General features: G+C 39.6%; 22 protein-coding genes and 1 other annotated feature. Of the genes, 21 read left to right on the top strand and 1 reads right to left on the bottom strand.

Annotated features, from left to right (window positions below; genetic code table 11):
- From LJE08_RS01645 to LJE08_RS01625, 5 genes are all read left to right on the top strand, one after another.
- Positions 1-921, top strand: a complete 921-nt coding sequence (locus LJE08_RS01645) for a patatin family protein (RefSeq protein WP_227402239.1) — start codon at positions 1-3, stop codon at positions 919-921.
- Positions 922-972: 51 nt separating this feature from the next.
- Complete coding sequence (locus tag LJE08_RS01640) at positions 973-1,266, top strand: hypothetical protein (RefSeq protein ID WP_117923966.1); 294 nt, start codon at positions 973-975, stop codon at positions 1,264-1,266.
- 2 nt (positions 1,267-1,268) lie between these two features.
- Positions 1,269-2,159: an O-acetyl-ADP-ribose deacetylase gene (locus LJE08_RS01635; RefSeq protein ID WP_217255997.1), complete on the top strand. Its 891-nt coding sequence runs from the start codon at positions 1,269-1,271 to the stop codon at positions 2,157-2,159.
- Positions 2,160-2,270: 111 nt separating this feature from the next.
- The gene (locus LJE08_RS01630; RefSeq protein WP_186998305.1) at positions 2,271-2,549 is read left to right on the top strand and encodes an autorepressor SdpR family transcription factor; all 279 of its coding nucleotides are present in this window, start codon (positions 2,271-2,273) and stop codon (positions 2,547-2,549) included.
- Positions 2,536-3,162: an SdpI family protein gene (locus LJE08_RS01625; RefSeq protein ID WP_227402238.1), complete on the top strand. Its 627-nt coding sequence runs from the start codon at positions 2,536-2,538 to the stop codon at positions 3,160-3,162. Before LJE08_RS01630 ends, LJE08_RS01625 begins: the two co-directional genes overlap by 14 nt.
- On the opposite strand, the gene LJE08_RS01620 is transcribed toward LJE08_RS01625, so the two are convergent.
- On the bottom strand, positions 3,159-4,235 hold the full coding sequence (locus LJE08_RS01620) for an Mbeg1-like protein (RefSeq protein ID WP_227402237.1): 1,077 nt from the start codon (positions 4,233-4,235) through the stop codon (positions 3,159-3,161). The genes LJE08_RS01625 and LJE08_RS01620 overlap by 4 nt on opposite strands.
- 54 nt (positions 4,236-4,289) lie before the next feature.
- Here LJE08_RS01620 and LJE08_RS01615 point away from each other — a divergent pair, with 54 nt between their 5' ends.
- The 16 genes from LJE08_RS01615 (at position 4,290) to LJE08_RS01540 (ending at position 25,873) form a co-directional block, all read left to right on the top strand.
- On the top strand, positions 4,290-4,847 hold the full coding sequence (locus LJE08_RS01615; protein ID WP_227402236.1) for a manganese efflux pump: 558 nt from the start codon (positions 4,290-4,292) through the stop codon (positions 4,845-4,847).
- 10 nt (positions 4,848-4,857) lie between these two features.
- A complete protein-coding gene (locus tag LJE08_RS01610) occupies positions 4,858-5,418 on the top strand; it encodes a TetR/AcrR family transcriptional regulator C-terminal domain-containing protein (protein ID WP_117923978.1) in 561 nt (186 codons plus the stop codon).
- Between the two features lie 40 nt (positions 5,419-5,458).
- Positions 5,459-5,670: a binding site (T-box leader), on the top strand.
- A 44-nt stretch (positions 5,671-5,714) separates the two neighbouring features.
- A complete protein-coding gene (gene lysS / locus LJE08_RS01605; protein ID WP_227402235.1) occupies positions 5,715-7,652 on the top strand; it encodes a lysine--tRNA ligase in 1,938 nt (645 codons plus the stop codon).
- A gap of 227 nt (positions 7,653-7,879) precedes the next feature.
- A complete protein-coding gene (locus tag LJE08_RS01600) occupies positions 7,880-8,215 on the top strand; it encodes a DUF3784 domain-containing protein (protein ID WP_021982867.1) in 336 nt (111 codons plus the stop codon).
- Positions 8,216-8,231: 16 nt separating this feature from the next.
- Positions 8,232-8,699, top strand: coding sequence for a hypothetical protein (locus LJE08_RS01595; RefSeq protein ID WP_227402234.1), 468 nt, complete (start codon positions 8,232-8,234; stop codon positions 8,697-8,699).
- A gap of 56 nt (positions 8,700-8,755) precedes the next feature.
- A complete protein-coding gene (locus LJE08_RS01590; RefSeq protein ID WP_227120188.1) occupies positions 8,756-9,145 on the top strand; it encodes a hypothetical protein in 390 nt (129 codons plus the stop codon).
- 153 nt (positions 9,146-9,298) lie between these two features.
- Positions 9,299-10,684: a zinc-ribbon domain-containing protein gene (locus tag LJE08_RS01585; RefSeq protein ID WP_227402259.1), complete on the top strand. Its 1,386-nt coding sequence runs from the start codon at positions 9,299-9,301 to the stop codon at positions 10,682-10,684.
- A complete protein-coding gene (locus LJE08_RS01580; RefSeq protein ID WP_227402233.1) occupies positions 10,681-10,860 on the top strand; it encodes a hypothetical protein in 180 nt (59 codons plus the stop codon). The genes LJE08_RS01585 and LJE08_RS01580 overlap by 4 nt, the downstream gene beginning before the upstream one ends.
- 535 nt (positions 10,861-11,395) lie before the next feature.
- Positions 11,396-12,220 carry a ParA family protein gene (locus LJE08_RS01575; RefSeq protein WP_008789315.1) on the top strand — a complete coding sequence of 275 codons (825 nt, stop codon included), beginning with the start codon at positions 11,396-11,398 and terminating at the stop codon, positions 12,218-12,220.
- Positions 12,177-13,124, top strand: a complete 948-nt coding sequence (locus LJE08_RS01570) for a ParB/RepB/Spo0J family partition protein (protein WP_023920498.1) — start codon at positions 12,177-12,179, stop codon at positions 13,122-13,124. Before LJE08_RS01575 ends, LJE08_RS01570 begins: the two co-directional genes overlap by 44 nt.
- A gap of 284 nt (positions 13,125-13,408) precedes the next feature.
- On the top strand, positions 13,409-17,659 hold the full coding sequence (locus LJE08_RS01565; protein WP_227402232.1) for a SpaA isopeptide-forming pilin-related protein: 4,251 nt from the start codon (positions 13,409-13,411) through the stop codon (positions 17,657-17,659).
- A gap of 161 nt (positions 17,660-17,820) precedes the next feature.
- Positions 17,821-18,117, top strand: a complete 297-nt coding sequence (locus tag LJE08_RS01560) for a hypothetical protein (protein ID WP_044682078.1) — start codon at positions 17,821-17,823, stop codon at positions 18,115-18,117.
- A gap of 12 nt (positions 18,118-18,129) precedes the next feature.
- Positions 18,130-18,390, top strand: coding sequence for a hypothetical protein (locus LJE08_RS01555; RefSeq protein ID WP_023920501.1), 261 nt, complete (start codon positions 18,130-18,132; stop codon positions 18,388-18,390).
- Complete coding sequence (locus tag LJE08_RS01550) at positions 18,371-18,670, top strand: hypothetical protein (RefSeq protein ID WP_015512771.1); 300 nt, start codon at positions 18,371-18,373, stop codon at positions 18,668-18,670. The genes LJE08_RS01555 and LJE08_RS01550 overlap by 20 nt, the downstream gene beginning before the upstream one ends.
- A gap of 799 nt (positions 18,671-19,469) precedes the next feature.
- The gene (locus LJE08_RS01545; RefSeq protein ID WP_306723407.1) at positions 19,470-19,868 is read left to right on the top strand and encodes a TnpV protein; all 399 of its coding nucleotides are present in this window, start codon (positions 19,470-19,472) and stop codon (positions 19,866-19,868) included.
- A complete protein-coding gene (locus LJE08_RS01540) occupies positions 19,796-25,873 on the top strand; it encodes an N-6 DNA methylase (protein ID WP_275241775.1) in 6,078 nt (2,025 codons plus the stop codon). The genes LJE08_RS01545 and LJE08_RS01540 overlap by 73 nt, the downstream gene beginning before the upstream one ends.
- The last annotated feature ends 9 nt before the right edge of the window (positions 25,874-25,882 follow it).

Here is a 25,882-nt window from a genome sequence, read left to right as displayed (position 1 = left end):
ATGAAGAAGAATAATAAGCGTTTTTCGGGAATATCCAAACTTCCAAATGGAAATACTTCAAATAAAATTGTACCTGGATGTATCGTCCTTGAAGGCGGAGCTTTTCGAGGATTATATACATCAGGGGTATTAGATGCTTTAATGCAGTTTGAAATCAATATGCAGTGTACAGTTGGTACAAGTGCAGGGGCTTTGAATGGATTTAACTATGTGGCTGGTCAAATTGGTCGTAGTGCTAGAATTAATTTAGGGTATCGTCATGATTCTCGATATGTTGGTTTAGAAGCTTTTAAAAACAACAAAGGAATTATTGGATTTGATTTTTTGATGAAAGGAACTCAATATTTTGATCCGTTAAATACACCTCGTTTTATGAATCCAACGCGTGATTTTATTGCGGTATGTACAAATTGTAAAACGGGAAGGCCCGAATATTTTAGTAAGAATAAAACGCAGGATATTTTTAAGGCCGTACAAGCCAGTGCAACCATGCCTTATGTTTCAAAGATGGTTGAAATTGAAGATGGTTTATACTTGGATGGTGGCTGCAGTGATAAGATAGCGTATCAATGGGCGTTGGATCATGATTATGAGAAAATCATTGTGGTTCGTACACGTCAAAGAGAGTATCGAAAGAGTGAAGCGAATCCTTTCGTTCAAAAAATGACAAAAAGATTGTATGCTGAATATCCAGCTTTAGAACAGAAGTTGGAATCGATGAATAGTGACTACAATAAACAGTGTGATGAATTAGTAAGGCTTGAAAATGAGGGAAGAATCTTTACGATTGCCCCAAGCAAGCCAGTGAATGTATCGCGTGTAGAGAGGGATGTGGATAAACTCGCTGATCTTTACTACATGGGATATTTGGATGGGTTGAATCAGATTCAAAGAATCAAAGAATATTTAGAAATTGATTAAGAGGCCATGCCTCTTTTTCATTTTGTGTTAGAATAAGTGTAGGTGATTTTTATGGTACAAGAAAGACAACAAGAAATCGTAAATGAATTATTAAACTATATGGATACATTAGAAGATGGTAGTGAAGTAAGTACTTGGGATTTAATGGATGAAGTATTTAACTATCAACGCTTTAATGATGGGTATTGTTTTAATGATTTTAAAATTAGCGAAGAAGAATTTATTTCGTTAGATTCGCTATTAAAGGAAAGTGCAATGAAAGAGGGATTCTTTATTGATGACTCTATTTATCAAGATGTGATTGGGGCTTTTCCTTTTAGTTTGACATTTGTAGTAAGGAAATAGGTATGGAAAGATTAGAAACATTGATTCAAGAATTATATCAAGAGGGGACTCGTGAAAAAAATATGGAGGTTCTTTCGCATATTCGTAAACTGGCAAAAGAACAAAAACAATTTATTATTCCTGTCGGCGATGTCGAGGGTGAAAAAGTCTATCGAAGATTATCTTTAGATGATGGTCAAGATGTATTTGTAGCTTTTACTACACAGGCTCAAGTGGATTTGGGGCAGGATACAGAAACATTAAATCAAAGTGTGATGGATGTTTTAAATATGGTGCATGATACACAAGGTGTAAGTGGAGTTGTATTAAATCCTTGGAAAGATTCGTATTTTTTACCAAAAGTTTTAATTGAAATGATTTTAGACAATAAGAATCTAGAGAGTGAAATCAAAGTAGTAAAAGGAGATATCACTACTTTTGATGGAGATTGTATTGTCAATGCAGCCAATGAATCGCTTTTAGGTGGCGGCGGTGTAGATGGCGCTATTCATAGAGCGGCCGGCCCCATGTTACTTGAAGAGTGTAAGCTATTAAATGGTTGTCATACAGGACAGGCCAAGATTACTAAAGGGTATGATTTAAAGGTAAAGTATGTGATTCATACTGTGGGTCCGATGTATTCGGCAAAACATGAAGATGAGCATATGTTGAGGGATTGTTATTGGAATAGTTTGAGTTTAGCTCGTAAGTATGATATTCATACAATCGCATTTCCATGTATTTCATGTGGAGTCTATGGCTATCCTGTAGAAAAGGCAGTGCCATTAGCATTAAAGACAATTGCGGATTGGTTGGATGCAAATAGTGATTATACAATGAAAATCAGTTTGTATTGTTTTGATGAAGAAACGACAAAGGAATATCAAAAATATACAACGTATCAGGGAGAATAATCTTCCTGATTCTTTTTATTATCTATTTAGAAAATTTTCTAAATATAGTTGAAATTATCAAGAAACGATGTATAATCTATTTAGAAATATTTCTAAATAGGAGGTGGTGTTTTGTTTGAAAAAACGTTTAAAGCTTTAGGTGCTCCAGTCAGAAGAGACATTTTGAGTTTATTAAAAAAAGGCAAGATGTCAGCTGGAGATATCGCAAGTCATTTTGATATGTCTCAGGCAACTGTTTCTTATCACTTATCCTTATTAAAGGATGCAGGTTTGATTTGTGAAGAGAAGGATAAAAATTTTATTTTTTATCAAATCAACGCATCTGTTTTTGAGGAGATGTTGTGTTATTTTAAGTCTTTTTTAGGAGGGAATGAAGATGTTGAAAAATAAATGGTTTCAATTTAGTTTAGCTTTGTTTGTGGTTCCATTCGTATTGAATCTAGTTTTCTATAATCAATTACCAGATGTTGTGCCAACCCATTTTGATGTAAATGGACAAGTTGATGGTACAATGCCTAAGTTTATGGGTTTATTTGGTATGTTGTTTTTGTGCTTGGCAATTCATGTATTTACTTGTTTTGTGACGGTAAAAGATCCAAAGCGAAATAATATTCCAGATTTTATGATGAATATTCTATTTATGATTTGTCCAGTTGTTTGTATTGTGACAAGTATGACAATTATTTATTTTGGCTTGGGGTATTCTTTTGATGTTAGTTTTGTGATGAATATTTTAGTTGGCATTTTATTGATTATACTCGGTAATTATTTGCCAAAGGTAAAGCGAAATTATGCGGTTGGAATTAAAACTTCGTGGTCTTTGAATAGCGATGAAAACTGGGTGTTGTCAAATCGTGTAGGTGGCTATTGTATGGTCATTGCTGGAATCTTATATATAGTACTTGGATTACTTGGTTATGTGACAATGGGCATTGTTGTGATTCTTGTAGCGACTATTATTCCGTGTATCTATAGTTATATATTATTTAAGCGAGGAATTTAGTTTCCTCGCTTGATTTCGTTTTGAATGCATTTGAATAAGACTTGAATGGTTTCACTAATCATTTTCTTCGTTTGACTATCCATATTTTGAATGGATTTGACCATCTCAACCATATCGATATTCTTCCTTAAATCTTTTGGGTTTTCATAATCTGAAAAGATAGAGTAAATGGTATCAATAACTTGTTTGCGAGTATTGATATCAATGGATTTAAGCCATTTTGATAGTGTGGATTGTGTATGTTTGGATAGTTGATCATTTTGTTCTAGATAAATAAAGTCACCATTTTCAACGCACCACGTAAATGGATCATGTTGAAGGATGGATATGGCATCACTTTGGATGATTTGATAATTATTTGTTTCTTCAAGTAAGAGTCCAATAACACTCGATTGTGGTATGGTCTTGAATACTTTCTTATTAGTTTGATAAGGTGTAAGAAATCCAGGCCCATCATGGTTGTATGTACAATAAATTGGATTGTGTGTATGGATAGTGGCATAAAGTGCTAAGTTAGCTCCTTTGGAGTGTCCTCCTAAGATGAGTTTGTGTTTTGTCTTATAGTTGTTTACATAGTTTAATGCAGAAATTTGACTGGGAATATTTTCTTGAAAACATAGATTAAAATCTTCTTTCCATCCCACAAAACTTGCGTCTGTACCGCGAAAGGCAATGTAGTCTGTTTGGTTGGGCAAATGAAAAGTCATAGCACAGAATTGTTTTTCGTTGTCTTTGTCAAAATTGGTTTGTAGATGAGAAATCGTAATAGCTTCATATCGTAGTGAATGAATCGTTTGAAGGAATAATTCCTCGTTTAATTCGGGTACTCGTGTATTAGTACATAAATCATTAATTTCATTTTCAAATTCATTTAATAAATGGACTTCGGATTCAACATCAATAGTGGAGTTTTCAAATTTAATATAGGAGATTTGTGAGAGAATCAAAGAGTCCACATTATTAAATGGGTATTCTTCAAGGGTTAAATTTCCGTATTCTTTGATGTGGTCAATGATGTTTTTCATAGGTTTATTGTAGTGCATAAATACATTTAATGAAATATGTTCATCCATAATTTTAAAATTTTTAAAGTTCGTATACAATAAAGTTAGTGAGGGTGGATTGTTATGTTGATATTTGGAATTTTGAGTATTTGTCTGAGTTTAGACGTATTTGTATGTGCACTAGAACAGGGGGCTTCAATTCGTAATATTCGCTTTTCAAAAGCATTGGTTTATGGATTGATTTTTGCGCTATGCAGTTCGGGTATATTTTTATTAGGACATGGAATGTCCACATATATTTTTGGACGTCCTTGGGCAATATTGAATAAATATGTTGCGATATTTGTCTTTTTGATTCTTGGAATTGGAATGGTCATCTATAGTTTTAAGCGTGGAAAGTTTGTGGAAAGACTACAAGAGTTTGATACAAAACAAATTATTAAATTGGCTCTTATTGGAGGACTGGACTGTTTCTTTGTTGGAGTTGGCTGTTATTATATGAATCTTCCTTATTTGATGGAGTCTTTAGTCTTATTTTTAATTGTACTTGCTGGCTATATGATTCATTTTTATATTGGATATTATAATGGGGCCGGATATCAAAAGGCTTATTATTTTCTTTGCGGAATCGTATACTTATTTATGAGTTTATCGTTAATTTTTAGATTAATTCGATTGTAGAGGTGATTTCATGACATTTAATGAAAAGGTGACGATGAAAGATCTTCTGAGTGAGGGATTGTATATTTTGATGCAACAAAAGCCTTTCGAAAAGATCACAATCAAACAGATTTGCGATAAAACAGGTGTTATTCGTGGAACTTTCTATAATCATTTTATGGATAAGTATGAGGCTTTAGAATACTTGATTCATCGTATGTTTTATAAAGGAATGGAGCATGAATCAAATCCTCAAATTATAAAACACATCTTTCAGACTGTAAGTGATAATCGTGATTTTTTTAAGTCTTGTTACAGAATCACAGGACAGAATGGTTTTGAAGATTTAATGAGTAATGTGTTTAAAGAAATATTTAGAAATGTATTTTCTTATTTAGATGTGACTGGTATGGATTCAAGGTTCACAGTAGATTTTTTAGTGGATTATTATGCGAATGATTTATTATACTTTTTAAAGTATTGGATTTCTCATGATTTCGAACCGGATGTAGAAACATATTATGCCAAGATCGATGTTTTATTTAAAAACTGTATTAAAGAATTAAATATTCGATATATGGATAAATCTTAAATTGACAAATTGTGTATTGTCTAGTAGGATAAGAGCGTATAAAAAGGCAATGAAGAGGGCGAGTACCTTTTAGAAATACTTTAGAGAGCTTTTGGTTGGTGAAAAAAAGTGTAGGACTAATTGGGAATAAAGACTTGGAGCTATTTGTATTTCCTGCATTAAAGGAAGAGCTGTTTATAGACAGTGACTAAGGCTGGGCAAAGTGATTTGTTTGGTAAATTAGGGTGGTAACACGAGCACTTCGTCCCTTTGTGGCAAGTGCCTTTTTTTATGGATAAAAGAAAAAGGAGAAAACAATGGAAAAGTTAACGCAACAAGAACAAGTTCGTCGTCAAAAGATGCAAGATTTGATTGACATGGGTATTGATCCATTTGGATCTCGCTATGATCGTACTTCAAATTCGGGTATTATTACTTCATCTTATGGAGACAAGACAAAAGAAGAATTAGATGAATTACAAGTAACAGTTAAGATTGCAGGTCGTATCATGACGAAGCGTCGTCAGGGTAAGGCTGGTTTTATGAACATCCAGGATCGTGAAGGTCAAATTCAGATTTATGTTCGTAAAGATGAAATTGGTGATGATCAATATGAAATCTTCAAGAAAAATGACATTGGAGATATCGTAGGTATTGAAGGTACTGTCATGAAGACAGATCATGGACAATTGTCTGTTCGTGCTAAAAACTATACACACCTTTCAAAATCACTTCGTCCTTTACCAGAAAAATTCCATGGTTTGACAGATGTTGAAGAGCGTTTCCGTCGTCGTTATGTAGACTTGATCATGAATCCAGAGGCAAAAAGAATTGCCTTAACTCGACCAAAAATTATTCGTGCAATCCAACATTATTTGGATGGTCAAGGTTTAGTGGAAGTTGAAACTCCAGTTATGCAACCAATCTTAGGTGGTGCAAGTGCTAGACCTTTCGTAACGCACCACAACACATTAAATATGGACTTCTATTTGCGTATTGCGACTGAATTACCATTAAAGCGCTTAATCGTTGGTGGTTTAGAAGGTGTTTATGAAATTGGACGTTTATTCCGTAATGAAGGTATGGATGCGATGCATAACCCTGAATTTACTACAGTAGAAGCGTATGTTGCCTATAGCGATTTACACGGAATGATGGACTTGATTGAAGGTTTATTTGATTCTGTTGCAAATGAAGTATTGGGTACTACAGATATTACATATCAAGGAACAAAATTATCATTAAAGGCTCCTTTTAAACGTATTCACATGGTGGATGCGATCAAAGAAGCTTGTGGTGTAGACTTCTGGCAAGATATGAGTTATGAAGAAGCTTTGAAATTAGCTGAGGAACATGATATCGAAGTTGAAAAGATTCAAAATACAGTTGGACACATTATCAACTTATTCTTCGAAAAATATGTTGAAGAAACTATTGTACAACCAACATTTGTATATGGTCACCCAACATCCATTTCTCCATTAGCTAAGAAGAATACGAAGGATCCTAGATTTGCGGATCGTTATGAATTGTTCATTTGTGGACATGAATATGCGAACGCATTCTCTGAATTAAATGATCCAATTGATCAAAGAGAACGTTTCGAAAAACAATTAGAACTTCGTGAATTAGGTGATGATGAAGCCAACGAAGTGGATACAGATTATGTAGAAGCATTGGAATATGGTCTTCCTCCAACTGGTGGTGTAGGACTTGGAATTGATCGTTTCGTAATGTTGTTGACAGATCAAAGAACAATTCGTGAAGTATTATTATTCCCGACAATGAAGTCCTTAGATGGTGTAAATAAGAAAAATGATGTAAATAATACAGCTTCTGAAGCACCTGAAAAAAATGTAAAAACTGAGTCTGAAAAGATTGATTTTTCTAAGGTAAAGGTAGAGCCTTTATTTGAGGAATTTGTTGATTTTGATACATTCAGCAAGTCAGATTTCCGTGCAGTAAAGGTTAAAGAGTGTGTTGCAGTACCGAAGTCAAAGAAACTGTTACAGTTTACTCTTGATGACGGAACAGGCACAGACAGAACCATTTTAAGCGGTATTCACGCTTATTATGAGCCTGAAGAACTGGTTGGAAAGACGCTTATCGCTATCACAAATCTTCCACCGAGAGCTATGATGGGCATTGACTCTTGCGGTATGCTCCTCAGTGCTATCCACGAAGAAGAAGGCGAAGAAAAGCTCCATCTTCTGATGGTTGATGACCATATTCCGGCAGGTGCAAAGCTCTATTAAGATGATGTAAAGATGTACCGTTTTACCGAATAGACGGGACGTACTTCATTTGATAAAAAACTAAAAAAACAGCGATTTACATCAAACTTACATCAATTGATGCAGAAATCGGTGCAAGTAAGAAAAAATCGCATAATTAGTGCAATGAGTGGGCAATTCCAATCGGAGTTGCCCATTTTTAAAACAAACAGAAATACAAATCGGAGTTTGAAGCGGAGGTATGTATTATGAATATAGGATTTTGGTCGTGTATAATTTTGGTAATACCATTTCTGATTATAGGTGTGTTATTTGCGATTTTTAAGGAAAAAGCAGCAAAATTTGTTTCAGGATTTAATTCATTTTCTAAAGAAGAACAGGCATTGTATGATAAAGCTCATATCTCTCGTGATATAAGAAATCAGTGCTTTATGTGGGCTATTATAATGTTGGCAGGAGCATTATTATCCTGCTTTTTAACCCCATATATAGCTATACCAACCTATATTATTTGGTTAGTTCTGTTTTTTAGAGAAGTCCACTTTGATAATCATAAAGCGTTTGAAAAATATTTATTAAAGTAAATTCCGGTTTGGAGAATTGAGAAAATCAGAGTTTGTGATGGTAGATAATATGGAATGGTTTAATGTTTTTGGGCTGATTTTTATTGCAGTCATTATGATACCCAATGTTGTATTTGCGATTAAGTGCAAAGATGGATTTGATAATAAGTGGAACAATAAATATGTTGAGGTCACAGAACAAGTAGGGAGATTGGGTTGTTTCGGATTCATGATAATCAATATTCCGGGAACTTGGTTCGGGTGGTGGTCTGACGAAGCATTTGCACTATATCTGATTGTAGATACCATATTGGTAATGCTTTATTGTGCTATTTGGATTATATGTTTTAAGAAAAACAGCGTTTTCAGAGCATTAGCACTTTCTATTATTCCTTCAATGTTGTTCTTATTTAGTGGTATTATGAGTAGGTCAGTGCTATTGATTATTGCATCAGTATTATTTGCACCAAGTCATATTGTGATTTCATATAAAAATGTAAAATGATGGAGATAGTATGTTGCAGAAGGACATAAAGAAATAGTTTTGGGGAGGTGCTTTAAATGGAATTGAATATAAATTCTCCGGCTTATTTTACAAATCATTATGGAGTAGATGATGAGGTATATAGATATTGTCAGAATCTACATAATTACTTCAAAACAAAAGAATACAGTGAAACTTTAACTATAATTGGAATAACACCCATTGTTGCTCCAAAGGAAGTATATAATCAAGGATTATGGAAAGAGAAAGTTCAAATAGTATCTTTGGGAACTTGTGCAATGATTGATGTTAGAATGGATTTTGAAAGCTATTATAATGCAGATAGTGATGGAAAAATTCAGTTAATTGAAGAAATGCTTATCAAAGCTATAAAAAAGGTAAAAACAAAAGGAAAATTTGATTTAGAAAAATTCAAAGAAGATTTATTGAATTGCAAAGCTTATTAAATGATGATAGATTTTAAGCTTATAAAACTTGCCCTTTGAGAGAGGAGAAATCCTTTTCTCAAAGGGCTTTTTCTATTTATACGGATATTCGCAAACTACAAGATAAAGCTAAAACTTCATATACTCTAAGCACAAGGAGGTTGAGGTTTGGCTATGAATAACAGTTTAGCAGAAGTACACCCGGAACTTGTTTCGGAGTGGTCAGAGAAGAATTTACCGCTTACACCTGATGACATTACTTTCGGTTCAAATAAAAAAGTATGGTGGAAAGGTGCTTGCGGTCACGAATGGCAGACAAGCGTTAAGGCTCGTTCCAGTGGAGAGAAATGCCCGATATGCTCCGGTGCGAGAGTGATTGCAGGTATTAACGATTTGGCGACATTAGAGCCATTACTGGCAAAGCAGTGGTCGAAAAAGAATAAGATAAAACCGACAGAGGTTTCTATTGGTTCTCATAAGAAAGTAATTTGGAAATGTGAGAAAGGTCACGAATGGGAAGCTGTCGTTAAGAGCAGGACAATAAATAAAACTGGTTGCCCATATTGCTCCCACAATAAAGTGTTGGCAGGATTTAATGACCTTGCAACGCTTCTGCCGGATATAGCTGCCGAGTGGTCGGACAGAAATTATCCGTTACTTCCAACTCAGGTTACGGTCTTTGCAAATCGTAAGGCTTGGTGGAAGTGTAAGGATTGTGGCAGAGAGTGGAACACCCTTATTTCTACCCGTTCTGGTGGCAGTAAATGCCCGTATTGCAGTGGGTACATATTCCTGAAAGGGTTTAACGATTTGCAGACAACATACCCTGAAATTGCTTCTGAATGGTCGAAGAAGAACTTGCCATTGAAGCCTGATGAAGTAAATGCAAAGTCGAGGAAAAATGTCTGGTGGAGATGCAGTAAATGCGGTAATGAGTGGAAATCAGTTATCAATGCCCGTGTGAAAGGAACGGTATGCCCCGTTTGTGCGGAGAGAGAAGTCCTTGCCGGATATAATGATTTGGCGACAACAGATAATCAGCTTCTTAGCAAATGGGATTATGAACAGAATAAACTGAAGCCGACAGAGGTATCACGAACTTCAGCAAAGAGAGCGTGGTGGAAATGCAGGCACGGTCATTCATGGAGTATGAAGATAAATGAAAGGACGATATTGAATAAAGGCTGCCGAATTTGTGAGCAAGAATATTTATCTCTATTTCCTGCGTTGGCTGTCAGCTATTATTCTAATAAGAAAGGCTTGAAAGCAGAACTTGGTTCTGACCGATTGCTTGGAGTTTCGCTTGAAACATACATACCTTCAGAAAAGTTGGCTATTGAGTCGGGAAGTGCTGACGAGAATATAGAAATAATGAAAGCATATATGTGCAAGCAAAGAGGAATAAGGCTGATTAAACTGCCGATGAAAGGTACAGAACTGGATTATGCCAATAGCTTAAAGAAAGCTTTTCAGAGCGTACATATATTTATTTCTTCTGATACAGAGGAAGATGTGGAGATAATCAAAAATACATTTGAAAGATGGAGGGACAGCCAATGAGGGAGAAAACCTATCATCTATACTTAAATGAAGAAGAACGAAGCCGAGTGATACAATCGCTCATTGAACTGAAGAACAATTTAGCAGCTCAGGGACGATACACCGATGCAGTAGATGATGTCCTCTGCAAAGTGCTTGGAGCAAAGAAAAAGAAATTTAAAATTGAATACATTTAGAACGTGTTTTGCCGTCTGTTTCCTAACCGGAGCAGGCGGCTTTTTTAATTTCCAAAAATTTTTTTGAAATATTTTTGGAAAAGCGGAGATTTTGGGTGTGCATTTCATACCCCTTTGTCCAAATGAGTGAAGGGGTTCATTCCGGATAGCAAAAACGGAAGCCTTTTCGCTTGAAAATTGAATAAGTCATTCACTAAGACTTTATTTCTGATGATAGCCACTTTAGCAGGTACGCCGTGAATTCTGTATTTCAGAATAGCGAGAACTCCGGTTATGAGTATCAGGTTGCTCCTGATATGGCGATGACAGTCAGAATGATAATGATACTTCTCTACGGAGCTGGCGGAGTACCCGGCAGAGGTTAGAATCCTATGATACAGATAAGCAGTCTGTTCCTTAGTGACTTCCCATAAGCATTTTGCTTGGCAAGGGGTGTTGAGAACAAATATTGCTATGACCGATTAGGAAATGAGTCGGTCAGGTACATAGCCATAATGCGGTGGCTATGAATTTTCAGAAAGGAGGGCAAAAAGAAGTGTCAAACTGTAAAACGATTTCCGTATGTAACCAGAAAGGCGGAGTCGGAAAAACCACCACAACAGTTAATCTCGGAGTCGGGCTTGCAATGCAGGGCAAGAAAGTATTGCTTATTGACGCAGACCCGCAGGGAGATTTAACGACTTGTCTTGGTTGGCAGGATACAGACGGCTTGGGTATCACGCTTGCAACGAAACTCACAGATGTAATCAATGAAACGATGACAGACCCTATGGTTGGTATCCTGCACCACGAAGAAGGTGTTGACCTTGTTCCGGCAAACCTTGAGCTTTCAGCAATGGAATTTAACCTTATGAACGCAATGAGCAGAGAAACTACACTCAAGAACTATCTGAGTCAAGTGAAGAACAGATATGATTATGTAATTATAGACTGTATGCCTTCACTTGGTATGGTTACTCTCAATGCTTTATCGGCGGCAGACAGTGTTATCATTCCGGTTCAGGCTCAGTATTTGCCTGCAAAGGGTATGACACAGCTTGTGCAGACCATTTCAAAAGTAAAGAAGTATATCAATCCGGATATTAAGATAGACGGTATGCTGCTTACTTTGGTGGATAGCCGAACAAACCTTGCAAAGAGTACGGTGGAAGCACTCAGGGCAAACTTCGGTAATCAGATAAGGATGTATCGAACACAAATCCCGATTGCCGTAAAAGCCGCTGAAACTTCTTCCAAAGGCAAGAGCATTTATGCTTATGAGCCAAACAGCACAGTGTCTAAGGCATACGCTGAATTTACAAAGGAGGTGTTAGCCGATGGCAGGAAGAAAGAGCGACTTCACTCTCACGAAGCTCGATGATTTATTTACCACGCAGGCACAGAGAGATGAAGAACAGCTTTCAAAAATCCGAGATATTCCGTTAGAGCTGATTGATGATTTCCCCGACCACCCGTTTAAGGTCAGGGACGATGAAGATATGATGCAGCTTGTGGAGAGTGTCAAGGAAAGAGGGGTTATTACTCCGGCAACGGTAAGGCAGAAAGAGGACGGCAGATATGAACTTGTTTCAGGACACAGACGAAAGCGAGCTTGTGAACTGGCAGGATTTGAAACCCTGAGAAGTGAGATTGTAGACCTGAACAGAGATGAAGCGACCATTTTAATGGTTGAGAGTAATTTTCAGAGGTCAGAGATATTGCCGAGTGAAAAAGCCTTTGCCTATAAAATGCGTTTGGAAGCAATGAAAAGGCAAGCAGGCAGACCGAGCAAAGAAAATGCATCCCCAGTGGGGATTGATTTACGAGGAAAGCAAAGTCTTGATTTAATGAGCGAGGAATGTGGCGACAGTAGAAATCAGATACACCGTTATGTCCGCCTGACAAACCTTGTTCCCGAGCTGCTTGAATTTGTTGACGAGGGGCGTATTAAAATGCGTCCTGCCGTAGAACTTTCCTATCTTGACGAAGATTGCCAGCGTGATGTGGTTGATGAAATCGACCTGAATGACGCTACCCCGTCACACGACCAGACAATCCGTATGCGAAAGTTATTCAACGAGGGGAACCTTACAACAGAAGCAATCCACGCTGTTATGTCTGAGGAAAAGCCGAACCAAAAGGAAAAAATCGTGTTGAGGGGTGACAGAGTAAGACAGCTTATCCCGAAAAACATTCCCGTCAGTCAGACGGAGGATTTTGTCTGCAAAGCATTGGAGCATTACAACAAGTTTTTGCGTAACCGTGCAGAGCGTGACAGCAGATAGCCTGTTTTACAGTTCCCCTTTCTCACACTCTAACCCCTTAGTTGTACTTTTACCTATCGAAAATGATATATACTATCTCACTTGAATATAACTATCTCAAAGTATATGTCTATCTCTAAGGGGGAATCGCACAGTATGAACGGAATGGAGGTGTATGGTAAAATGAAAAATTAACGAAAAATCCGCATTTGTTTTTCGGCAGGTAAATTCTGCCGTAAGAAAAAATCCACAAAGGCACATCGTAGCGATACGGTGTGTTTTCAATTTTTACAGGAGGAAACGCAATGATAAAGTCAAAATTCAAAAGAGTCACATCGCTTTTCTTGGCGACCCTTATGTGTGTGACCACTTTTGCAGGCATTGGCTCGACAACAGCATATGCTGCTTCGGGAGAAAAAGCCGATGTTTATATGGTCGATTTCCCTCGTGATGGCGATGCTAATTACGATGGGGTATGGGGACATAGCAATTTGACCTTGAAAAATGGTTGGCATACCGGACGTTCCAATTTTACCAATCTTAAGGCTATTGGCTCATACTCAGGTAATGTTGCTTATTGTATTGAGCCGGGAATTTCGCTCAAGGTCGGTCAGACAATGAATAAGTATGACGAAAATTATTTTAATAACCTTGCAGCCAACAGGGTTATTTCCGGAGATGAAATCCGTCTTTTCGTTGGTCGTATTTTACAGTATGGCTACCGTGGGACTATTTCGACATCTTGGAGGTCACAGAATGAAGCGGCAGCAAACAGCATTGCACAGGCTTATGCCACACAGCTTCTTATCTGGGAAACTGTTATCGGAGAGCGTGATGCGAACTTCAATCATGTAGCAGCCAGTGGTTGCAGCAATGTGAAAGATGTCATCAATGCAAAGCATCCGCTCCGCAATAAGATTTTTAGTTATTACAACAGTATGGTGCAGAGTGTACAGAACCATGCGACCATACCGAGTTTTTGTAATAAATCATCCGGTTCGGCAAAGACAATAGAACTTGAGTGGAACGGAAGCAAGTACACAACTACTCTGACAGATTCCAATAATGTGCTGTCTAAGTATAATTTCAAGGCAAGCATCAGTGGAGTGAGCTTTTCAGTGAATGGTAACAAACTTACTGTTTCTATGGATACTGCACCGAGTAAGGAATTTACCATTACCGCAACGAAGAAAAATGCAGTACGAAGAGGTGTGGTTGTATGGTCAGAGGGTAAACACGGTCAGAACTCCAGTGTGCAGGATGTTGTCAGCTATGCTCAGGAAGTAAGCGACAGTATCAACGGTTTTGTGAAGATGAAAGTCAGCTATGGTTCTTGTCAGATTGTAAAGACCAGTGAGGACGGCAAGGTTGACAGTATCAACTTCACGATTACCGGAAACGGTATCAATCAGACGGTTACAACAGCTAATGGCGGTAAGTTCCAGATTGATAACCTTATGCCGGGTATCTATACCGTAACCGAGCAGGCATACGATAAGTACGAGCCGCAGGAAACACATAGAGTTACTGTTGTAGCAGGACAGGTTGCAAAGGTCACTTTCAATAACAAATTGAAGCGTGGCGACCTTCAGGTAGTGAAGTCCTCAGAAGATAACCTTGTTGAAGGTGTGAAGTTCCATCTTTACGGTACTTCTCTTTCCGGTGATGCTGTTGACCAGTATGCAGTTACAGACAAAAATGGTGTGGCAACTTTCAAAGATGTGCTTATCAGTGGTTCTGAACCATATACTCTTGAAGAAGTGGACACAGCTATCCGTTATGTCGTACCAAAAAATCAGACTGCACCAGTGAAGTGGAAAGAAGTAACCACAAGAAACTTCAATAACATTTTGAAGAAGTTTACTGTAACAGTCACAAAGAGCGACGCTGAGAAGGGCGAAGCACAGGGCAATGCCAAACTTTCAGGAGCAGTTTACGGTATCTATAAGGGCGAAACGCTTGTAGATAAGTATGTTACGGATGAAAACGGTCAGTTCACTACTAAAGAATATGTTTGTGATACCGACTGGACAATCCGAGAAATTACACCGTCAGAGGGATATTTGCTTGATAAGACTATCCATGAAGTAGGTGCAGACCCGAAACTTTATGAAGTGGAACACAACCTTACTTCCAATGATGTAACCGAGCAGGTAATCAAAGGTAATGTGGCTATCATTAAACACACTGATGATGGAGAAACAAAGATTGAAACTCCTGAAAAGGGTGCTTCCTTTGAGATTTATTTGAAATCTGCCGGAAGTTATGACGCAGCAAATAAAGATGAGAGAGATACTATCGTTTGCGATGAAAATGGCTTCGGTCAGACAAAAGATATGCCGTATGGTATTTATACCGTACACCAGACTTCCGGTTGGGAAGGCAGAGAGATGATGGATGATTTTGATGTGTTCATTTCACAGAACGCACAGACTTATCGTTATCTCATCAATAACCGTAACTTCGAGAGCTTTGTCAATGTAGTTAAGGTGGACGCAGAAAGCGGAAAGAGTATTCCGTATGCAGGAGCAGGATTTAAGATTTACGACCCGCAGGGTAATCAGGTCAAAATGACCTTTACTTATCCGACACCGACCACGATTGATGTGTTCTATACCGATGCAAATGGTTCTCTTGTCACACCTGAGAAACTGGATTACGGCAAGGGATATTCTATCGTAGAGGTACAAGCTCCATACGGATATGTACTTGATGATACTCCGGTATATTTTGATATTACCGAAGAAAATTCCACAGAGGAGGGCGGCGTAACTGTTGTGAAAGTCAATAAGCCGAATATGGCACAGAAAGGTACTATCACGGTTGAAAAGACCGGAGAAGTATTTAGTGGTGTCAATGTAAGTGGTTCTGAGGACAGTGATGTTATTTATCAGCCTGTTTATGAAGTGGCAGGACTTGAGGGTGCAGTTTATGAAGTCCGTGCTGCGGAAGATATTAGTACACCGGACGGTACACTCCGCTATTCAAAGGGCGAAGTGGTAGATACTATCACAACAAGCTCCGATGGATTTGTGAAGAGCAAAGAACTTTATCTCGGAAAATACGAGGTCAAGGAAATTACCGCACCTTATGGAATGGTAATCAGTGGCGAAACACATACGGTTGAGTTTACTTACGCAGGTCAGAATATCTCTGTTACCGAAACTTCCACATCATTCTATAACGAAAGACAGAAAGTGAAGGTAAGCCTTGCAAAAGCCATTGAAAAGGATAAGACATTTGGTATTGGCGACAACGGAGAAATCAAAAATATCAGCTTTGGTCTTTATGCCGCAGAAGATATTGTATCTGCAAGCGGTACAGTTATTCCGGCTGATGGACTGATTGAGATTGTCAGCGTAAATGAAAATGGAACTGCTGTTATGAAGTCAGACCTTCCGTTTGGCAAATACTATGTCAAAGAGATTACAACTGATGAGCATTATGTTCTCTCTGATACGAAGTATCCGGTTGTATTTGAATACGCAGGTCAGGATACCGCAACGGTTGAAATCAAAGTGAATGACGGAAAAGAAATCAAGAATGAACTTATCTATGGTTCTGTATCAGGTAAGAAGATTGACGAGAATGGAGAAGCACTTGAGGGTGCTGTTATCGGTATCTTCAAAGCCGAAGAAACAGAATTTACAAAGGATACTGCACTTATGACGACTACCTCTGCAAAAGACGGTAGTTTTTCTTTTGCAAAAGTTCCTTATGGCAAATGGATTGTAAGAGAAATCGAGCAGCCAAAGGGATTTGTTCTTGATGAAAAAGCGTATGAGGTCAATATCAGCAAAGCCGAGCAGGTAGTTGAAATTGAGATTGTCAATGAGTATGTTCACGGCAATATCAGACTCACGAAGGTGGACGCTGAATATCCAGATAACAAACTTACGGGTGCAACCTTTGAGGTATATAAGGACACCAATGAGAACGGAAAGATTGATGATGGCGATGAACTTATCGGAAATCTTGAAGAAACCGAAACCGGAATTTATGAGATGAAAGAGCTGCTTTACGGAAAATATATTGTCCGTGAAACAAAAGCACCGGAGGGCTTCCTGCTTGATAAGGGAGAATACTCTGTTTTCATTGAGAAAGACGAAACAACTTATTCCGTTGAGAATAAGGCTGGTGTTGGATTTATCAATGAAGCTATGCGTGGAACACTGAAAATCGTCAAGACATCTTCAGATGGTAAGGTTAAAGGTTTTGCGTTCAGAGTAACCGGAGCAAACGGTTATGATATGACATTTGAAACAGATAAGAACGGCGAAATTGTGATTGAGGGACTTCGTATTGGCGAATATACCGTATCCGAAGTGGCAAACAATGCCTCTGCCGCATATATCACACCTGCCGACCAGAATGTTATTATCAAACTTGATGAAACAGCCGTTGTAAAAATGCACAATGAGTTGAGGGATACTCCGAAAACAGGAGATGATACCAATATGAAACTTTGGTATGTCCTTGCTGGACTTTCTGCTGTCGGTATCGCCGTAACTTCTGTTGTTGCACACAAAAAGAAGAAAAAGGAGGGTAACGAGTAATGGAAGCAAAGACAATTATCGCTATCGCATTAGTCGCCGTTATCGTCGGTGGCTTTATCTTTCTTCAGGTTAAAAACCGTAAGAAGTAAGAAATAACCGAATATTAACCAGTTGGGGCAGAGCGTAAAAAACTCTGTCCCTTTATTTTTTGGAGGAACACTATGAAACAACAGAAAACGGTGGAGAGCCGAGTGCTTGAAATCTTAAAGGAATGCCCGATGTCGAGGTATGATGATATGCTTCTCATTCTGCATTATTACAATCGGTACGGATATATACCTGCCGGAAATCTTCCGCTTGAGGATATTGTATTTAATTACCGAGCATACGGACTTCCTTGTTTTGAAACCATACGCAGGGCAAGGCAGAGAGTACAGTCCCTTTTTCCTGAGTATTCACGTAATCCGCAGAAAGAAGAACAGAGCGGCAGTATTTCTATTGTAATCAACATTAACTAAGGAGGTATTTTCGTGAAAGACAAAGCAACTTTTCAGAATAAGGTCAAGGTGCTGAATAAACTCTTTGACTCCGGTTGTGATACGGAGAAAAAGTTGCAGCAGCTTGATATGGAAGCAATCCTGAAAATCCCGAATATCACGATTCCTGATATGGGTGTGATTATGGAGCTTCAGAAGAATACAAAGTCCGGTAAACTCTTTTCGTATTTGGGCGGTGGTTCTGATGAAGCAACAAAAATGAGAGGTAAGGAAAATGAAGCAACAGGAGAATAGAGCAGAGCCACAGGAAAAGCAAATTCGATTTATAGACAGTCATTACAATTTGAAATTCTATATTCCCGATGGTGGAAAAATCAGAATTACTTTTCGTGATGGACACACAGCAGACAGAGTGTGCAAGTATATTGATGACTACCATTTGTATGTCGGAAATTGCTGCTATCATATATGCGAGTTTGCTGAAAAAATGGAGCTTAGTGGAAGTAAAGTTGAACCTGTCAATCAATCCGAACCGTCAAAAAACAAGACCAGAAACAGAGAAAAACAGCGATAAGGAGGTGCAAGAGTAATGGCACGAAAATATGACCTTATTTCTGAGCTTTACAACCGCACCTGCAAAACGGTTGTGTCAAATCCTCAGAACTGGCAGGCATTCTTAGCTTCAGCTTGCCGAAATTATAAGTTACGCTATGACGAACAGCTTCTTGTATATGCACAGCGACCCGATGCAACAGCGGTTCTTGAGATAGAGCAGTGGAACAAAATTTTTGGCAGATGGGTCAACCGAGGTGCAAGAGGTATTGCTGTTTTTGCTGATGAAAACCGTTCACGGCAAAGACTGACACATTACTTTGACATTTCAGATACTCACGAAAGCAGATATTCAAGAACAGTCCCGATTTGGGATATGCGTCAGGAATACGAAGCAGATGTGATTGAGACATTGGAAAGCACTTTCGGAGAGATTGAGAATAAGAGCAGTCTTGCCGAAGCAATTATGGGAGCAGCAAGAAATGCGGCAGAGGATAATATCCCTGATTATCTGCAAGACCTTTACTATGCAACCGAGGGCAGTTCCTTTGAGGAAGTGGAAGAGGATATTGTGGCTTTCATTTATAAAAATGTCGTGACAAACAGTGTGGCATATATGATGATGTCAAGGCTCGGCGTTGATACGGACGGTTATTTTGAACTTGATGATTTCAGAGATGTTACCAACTTCAATACGCAGGAAACACTCAATGCACTTGGATTTGCTACCAGTGATATTGCAGAAATGGGATTGACGGAAATATCTAAAACAATTACTGCACTCAACCGTCAAAATCGCATAATTGTCGGTCAGGACAGAAATGAATACAATAAGGTTGAAAATAACGACGAAAGGAGTTTGGACAATGAACGAACTGACCTACACGATGGTGGGCGATTACAGCCTTCCGAACCTGAAACTTCCACAGCAGCCGGAAGTGACGTTGGGCAGATACGCTCAGATGAGGAGAGAGTTTCTGAAGGAACATCACAGAGTCCTTTACTACAATCTCCTGACGAGGGGCGAACTGACACAGCACTTGGCGGAAGTGGAACAGAGAGCCAGCAAGATGGAGAAAACAATTCTGAGCCAGATGGCACAGAAAGAGGGAGTGACCGAACAGATGAAAGCGGAGGATATGATGAAATGGGTTCGTCTGATGAACTCCCTTCGCAATTCGGCACAGGAAATCGTGAAAGCGGAAGTGATATTCGCTTAGAGTATTACGACAGAACGCACGAGGATAAAAGCCTTCCGTTCTTTGGACGTGATGAAGTAATCAATGAAATTCTCAGAACGACACCACATTTGTCAGCAAGTCTGGAAGAAATCAAAGATTATTATGAACGTAATCCTGATAACAAAGACCGCACAGAGTATATAAAGAGTATTTTCAATAATGATTATACCGAACTTACTTTAGAGGACGGCAGGACAGTAGGGTACAAGACCTTTGAAAACGTTCTGCATTTGTGGGAGGGCAAATACGACAGCAGAACCGCACAGAGCTATTATGATTGGGCTGTTATTGCCCGCCATTTTGAAGCTATGCGATTACTGGGAGAATTAAGTGACAGCATAAAACCATTACCGTCAATGGACGGTCAGATGACATTCATATTAGACGGTCGGGCAGAGGAAAAGAAAACCTCTGCCTTTACTTTTTCTCAGGAGATTATCGACGCTATTCTTGCGAATGGAAGCGGATTTTCTGAGGGAAAAATGCGTATTTATGAGCAGTTTGAAAAAAGTCTTTCTGCAAAAGAAAATGCCGACTTCTTGAAAAATGAATATGGTTGGGGCGGTTCTTATCCCGTCATAATCGGGGCAGGCATTGATGAGAGCCACGATGGAAAAGGTATTACGATTACGAAAGGCATCGGTAAAGAAAATCCACATATCACACTTTCGTGGTCGCAGGTGGAGAAGCGTATCGGGGAACTTATCCGAATGGACAGATACTTAAATCCAAAGGAAAAAGAACGCTATCCTCAGTGGCTTGAAAGTCAAGAGGAACGCAGAGCCAAAATCGAGGAAACGAAAAGAAATCGTGAGATACTTTCTAATGCACCACCGGAGCAAGAGGTCGAACCAACCGAAAAAGAACCTGAAGAAGCGGAACAGCTGCAAGATGTGAAATATGAATATCATCTTGGCGATAAGGTGTATATCGGTGCTTCTGAGTACGAAATCTTATCTGTTGATGATGAGAGAGTAATGCTCTATGACTATGATGTGCCACTGTTCAATAAGGAATTTTCACGCACAGAGTTTGACAGAAAAGTGCGAGAGAATCCGATGAATGAGCATTTGATTGTAAAGGAAGAACCTGCCGAAGAAAGAAATGAAAAAGAGCCTGAGCCGTTAGTTCCCGCTTGGGAGCAGAAGAAAAAAGTCAAAGGCTTTGACTTGCACCCTGATGTGCCTATGGCAGACCGTCACACCTTTAATCTTAGAGAAAATGAGGTTGAAACGGTTGGTAAAAAGGAACGCTTCCGCAGAAATATTATGGCGATACAGCTTCTTAAAAAATGTCAGGAAGAAAACAGATTTGCCACTCCTGAAGAACAGATTATCTTATCAAAGTATGTCGGTTGGGGTGGGCTTTCAGAAGCCTTTGATGAAAATAATTCAGTGTGGGCAACGGAATATCTGGAACTTTCTTCGGTATTAACACCGGAGGAATATGCTTCGGCAAGAGAAAGCACATTGACTGCGTTCTACACGCCGCCCGAAGTTATCACAGCCATTTATAAGGCAATGGAGCAGATGGGCTTTAAGGAGGGCAACTTGTTAGAGCCGTCCTGCGGTATCGGTAATTTCATCGGTATGCTGCCGGACGCAATGCAGGACAGTAAGATTTATGGTGTGGAACTTGATACGATTTCCGCAGGGATTGCACAGCAGCTTTACCAGAAAACAACCATTGCGGCACAAGGATTTGAAGAAACAAATCTGCCGGACAGCTTCTTTGATGGAGTCGTCGGAAATGTGCCTTTTGGAGATTTTAAGGTATCAGATAAAAGATACGACAAGCATAAGTTCCTGATACACGATTACTTTTTTGCCAAGTCCCTTGATAAGTTAAGACCCGGCGGTGTGATGGCTCTTGTAACGAGCAAAGGCACAATGGATAAGGAAACTTTAGCAGTACGAAAGTATATTGCACAGAGAGCAGAGCTTCTTGGAGCAATTCGATTGCCGAATAATACCTTTAAGGGTAATGCAGGAACGGAAGTCGTTTCGGATATTCTTATCCTGCAAAAGCGTGACAGACTGATAGATATTGAGCCGGATTGGGTTCATCTTGATACCGATGAGAACGGAATTAAGATGAACTCTTATTTTGTGCAGCACCCCGAAATGATACTCGGAGAAATGAAAATGGTATCGGGGCGTTTCGGTATGGAAGCAACTTGTGTACCGTATGAAAATGCAGACCTTGCAGCACAGCTTGATGATGCAGTAGCAAATATTCACGGAGAAATCACAGAATATGAAGTCGAGGAAGAACTGGAGGAGGAAGATAATTCTATTCCGGCAGACCCGACAGTGAGAAACTTTTCCTATACGGTGGTGGACAATAAAATCTACTATCGTGAAAATTCCCGTATGACTCCGGTGGAAGTGTCGGCAACCGCAGAGAACCGAATTAAGGGTATGATTGCTATTAGAAATTCCGTCAGAACGCTGATTGAATTGCAGACAGAAGATTACCCTGACAGCGAAATCAAAGCGGAGCAGGAGCGATTAAACAGACTTTATGATACCTTTTCAGGTAAGTACGGACTCATTAACAGCCGTGCAAATACTTCTGCTTTCTCGCAGGACAGTTCATTCTCTTTGCTTTCCGCATTGGAGATAATCGGAGAGGACGGAGAACTGGAGCGTAAGGCTGATATGTTTTCTAAGAGGACAATTAAGCCGCATACTCCAGTTACTTCTGTTGATACGGCAAGCGAAGCATTGGCGGTATCTCTTGGAGAAAAAGCCACGATTGATATGGACTATATGATGGAACTTTCCGGTAAATCGGAGAATGAAATCTTTGAGGACTTAAAGGGTGTTATCTTCTTAAATCCGCTTTATGAGTATGGAAATTCTTACGAACCGAAGTATCTGATGGCTGATGAATACCTTTCGGGTAATGTCAGGGAAAAGCTGAGAATTGCAAAGAACTCGGCAGAACTCTATCCGGAAGATTATAAGGTCAATGTAGAAGCACTTCAAAAGGTGCAGCCGAAAGACCTGACTGCAAGTGAAATTTCCGTGCGACTTGGTGCAACTTGGCTGCCACCGGACGATGTGCAGGAGTTTATCTTTCATTTGCTTGAAACACCACGCTATGCACAGTGGAATATCAAAGTTCACTTCTCTCCATTTACGAGTGAGTGGAATATTGAGGGCAAATCCTATGACAAAGGAAATGTAAGGGCATATAACACTTACGGAACTTCCCGCATCAATGCCTATAAGATTATCGAGGAAACGCTGAACTTAAAAGATGTGCGTATCTTTGATTATATCGAAGATGATGAGGGAAAGAAGAAGGCTGTCCTGAACAAAAAGGAAACAGCGATTGCTCAGTCGAAGCAGGAAATGATTAAGCAGGAATTTCAGGACTGGATATGGTCTGACCCTGAACGAAGGGAAAGACTTTGCAAATCCTATAATGAGAAATTCAATAGCGTCAGACCTCGTGAGTATGATGGAAGTCATATCATCTTCAATGGTATGAACCCTGAAATTGAACTCAGGGAACATCAGAAAAATGCGGTTGCCCATATTCTTTACGGAGGAAATACGCTTCTTGCACACGCAGTCGGAGCAGGAAAAACTTTTGAAATGGTAGCGGCAGCACAGGAGTCGAAAAGGCTTGGACTTTGTAACAAGTCACTGTTTGTTGTACCAAATCACTTGACCGAACAATGGGCGGCTGAGTATTTGCAACTCTATCCGGCGGCGAATATCCTTGTCGCAACAAAGAAAGATTTTGAAACCAAGAACCGTAAAAAGTTCTGTGGCAGGATTGCAACCGGAGATTATGACGCAGTTATCATCGGACATTCACAGTTTGAGAAAATCCCAATGTCCATTGAAAGACAGAGGGCAATCTTAGAACAGCAGCTTGAGGAGATAACGGGAGGAATTGCAGAACTCAAGCGAAACCGAGGGGAAAACTTCTCCATAAAGCAGCTTGAAAAGTCAAAGAAATCTATCAAGCAGAAACTTGATAAACTCAATGACCAGACGAAAAAAGATGATGTTGTAACCTTTGAGGAACTTGGTGTAGACAGGCTTTTTGTTGATGAAAGCCATTATTACAAGAACCTTTATCTTTATACAAAAATGCGTAATGTGGGTGGTATCGCACAGACGGAAGCACAGAAATCTTCCGACCTCTTTATGAAGTGTCGTTACCTTGACGAGATTACCGGAGGACGAGGAACCGTATTCGCAACGGGTACACCTATCTCAAACAGTATGGTGGAACTCTATACGATACAGCGATATTTGCAGTACAACACGCTTGTGAAAAACGGGTTGCAGCACTTTGATGCCTGGGCTTCCACTTTCGGAGAAACCATTACAGCAGTGGAACTTACACCGGAAGGAACGGGATACAGAGCAAAGACAAGGTTCGCAAAATTCTATAACTTGCCTGAACTAATGGCGATGTTCAAGGAGATAGCGGACATTAAAACAGCAGATATGTTGAACCTGCCAGTACCGGAAGCAAAGTACCATAACATTGCAGTAAAGCCGTCGGAAATGCAGAAGGAAATGGTTGCTTCCCTTGCAGAGAGAGCCGAGCAGGTGCGTGGCGGCGGTGTGGATTCAAGCGTAGATAATATGCTGAAAATCACGAATGACGGAAGAAAACTGGCTCTTGACCAGCGTATGCTAAACGACATGCTGCCTGATTTTGAGGGCAGTAAAATCAATGCCTGCGTTGATAACATCTATCGGATATGGAAAGAAAATGCCGACAAGAAATCTGCACAGCTTGTGTTTTGTGACCTTTCCACGCCGAAGAATGACGGAACATTTTCCGTCTATAACGACATCAGAAAGAAGCTGATTGAGAGAGGTATTCCTGAAAGTGAAGTGAAGTTCATACACGAAGCCGACACGGATATGAAGAAAAAAGAACTGTTCCAAAAGACCCGCAAGGGAGAAGTCAGGGTGCTTCTTGGCTCTACTCAGAAGATGGGTGCCGGGACGAACGTGCAAGACAAACTTATTGCACTTCACGACGTGGATTGTCCGTGGCGACCTTCAGATTTGGAGCAGCGTTCCGGTAGAATTGTCCGTCAGGGCAATGAAAATCCGCAGGTAGATATTTACCGCTATGTAACAGAGCAGACCTTTGATGCATACCTCTATCAGCTTGTGGAAGGTAAGCAGAAGTTCGCAAGTCAGATTATGACGAGCAAATCTCCGGTCAGGTCGGCAGAGGATATTGATGAAACTGCACTGTCCTATGCGGAGATAAAAATGCTTGCAACAGGTAATCCATATATCAAAGAAAAGATGGACTTAGACATTCAGGTGCAGAAGCTGAAGATGTTAAAATCCAATTTCTTATCGGAGAAATACGGACTGGAGGATAAGGTCATCAAGTTCTACCCACAGCAGATTGCTTACTTGAAATCCCGTGTAGAGGGACTTACCAAAGATGTTGAAACAGCAAAATTACACCCGAAACCGACAGACGAGCAGCCGCTTGGAATGATGGTATCGGGTGTTTCTTATTCCGAAAAAGCCGAAGCAGGTCAGGCAATCATCAATGCCTGCAAGTCAATGAATAGTCCCGATGCGATACCACTTGGCGAGTACCGTGGCTTTCAAATGGAACTGTATTTTGATACGGTGCAGCGTAATTATGTTGTGAAATTAAAAGGCGAAACAAGCAGAGATGTACCGCTTGGCGACGACGCTCACGGTAATATCGTGAGAATAGATAACGGTATTGAACGCTTTGAGGAAGCACTTGCTGATACGAAAAACAGTCTTGAAAATACGGAAAAGCAGTTTGAAACAGCGAAGCAGGAAATCGAAAAGCCGTTTGCAAAGGAGGAAGAATTGAGGGCAAAAACTGCCCGACTTGATGAGCTGAATATCCTGCTCAATATGGATAAAAAGGAAAATGAGATTGTCGGCGGAGAGCCTGATGAGGGCGAAGCAGTCGGCGGCAGAAAGGAGAAATCGTATGAGAGATAAACAGAAAGG

Origin of the sequence: Holdemanella sp. DFI.5.55 (assembly GCF_020593575.1) — a bacterium.
In the GTDB taxonomy this organism is placed as follows: Bacteria; Bacillota_I; Bacilli_A; order Erysipelotrichales; family Erysipelotrichaceae; genus Holdemanella; species Holdemanella hominis.
The sequence above is the reverse complement of the archived record's forward strand: the minus strand, read 5'-3'. Positions and strand labels throughout refer to the sequence as shown.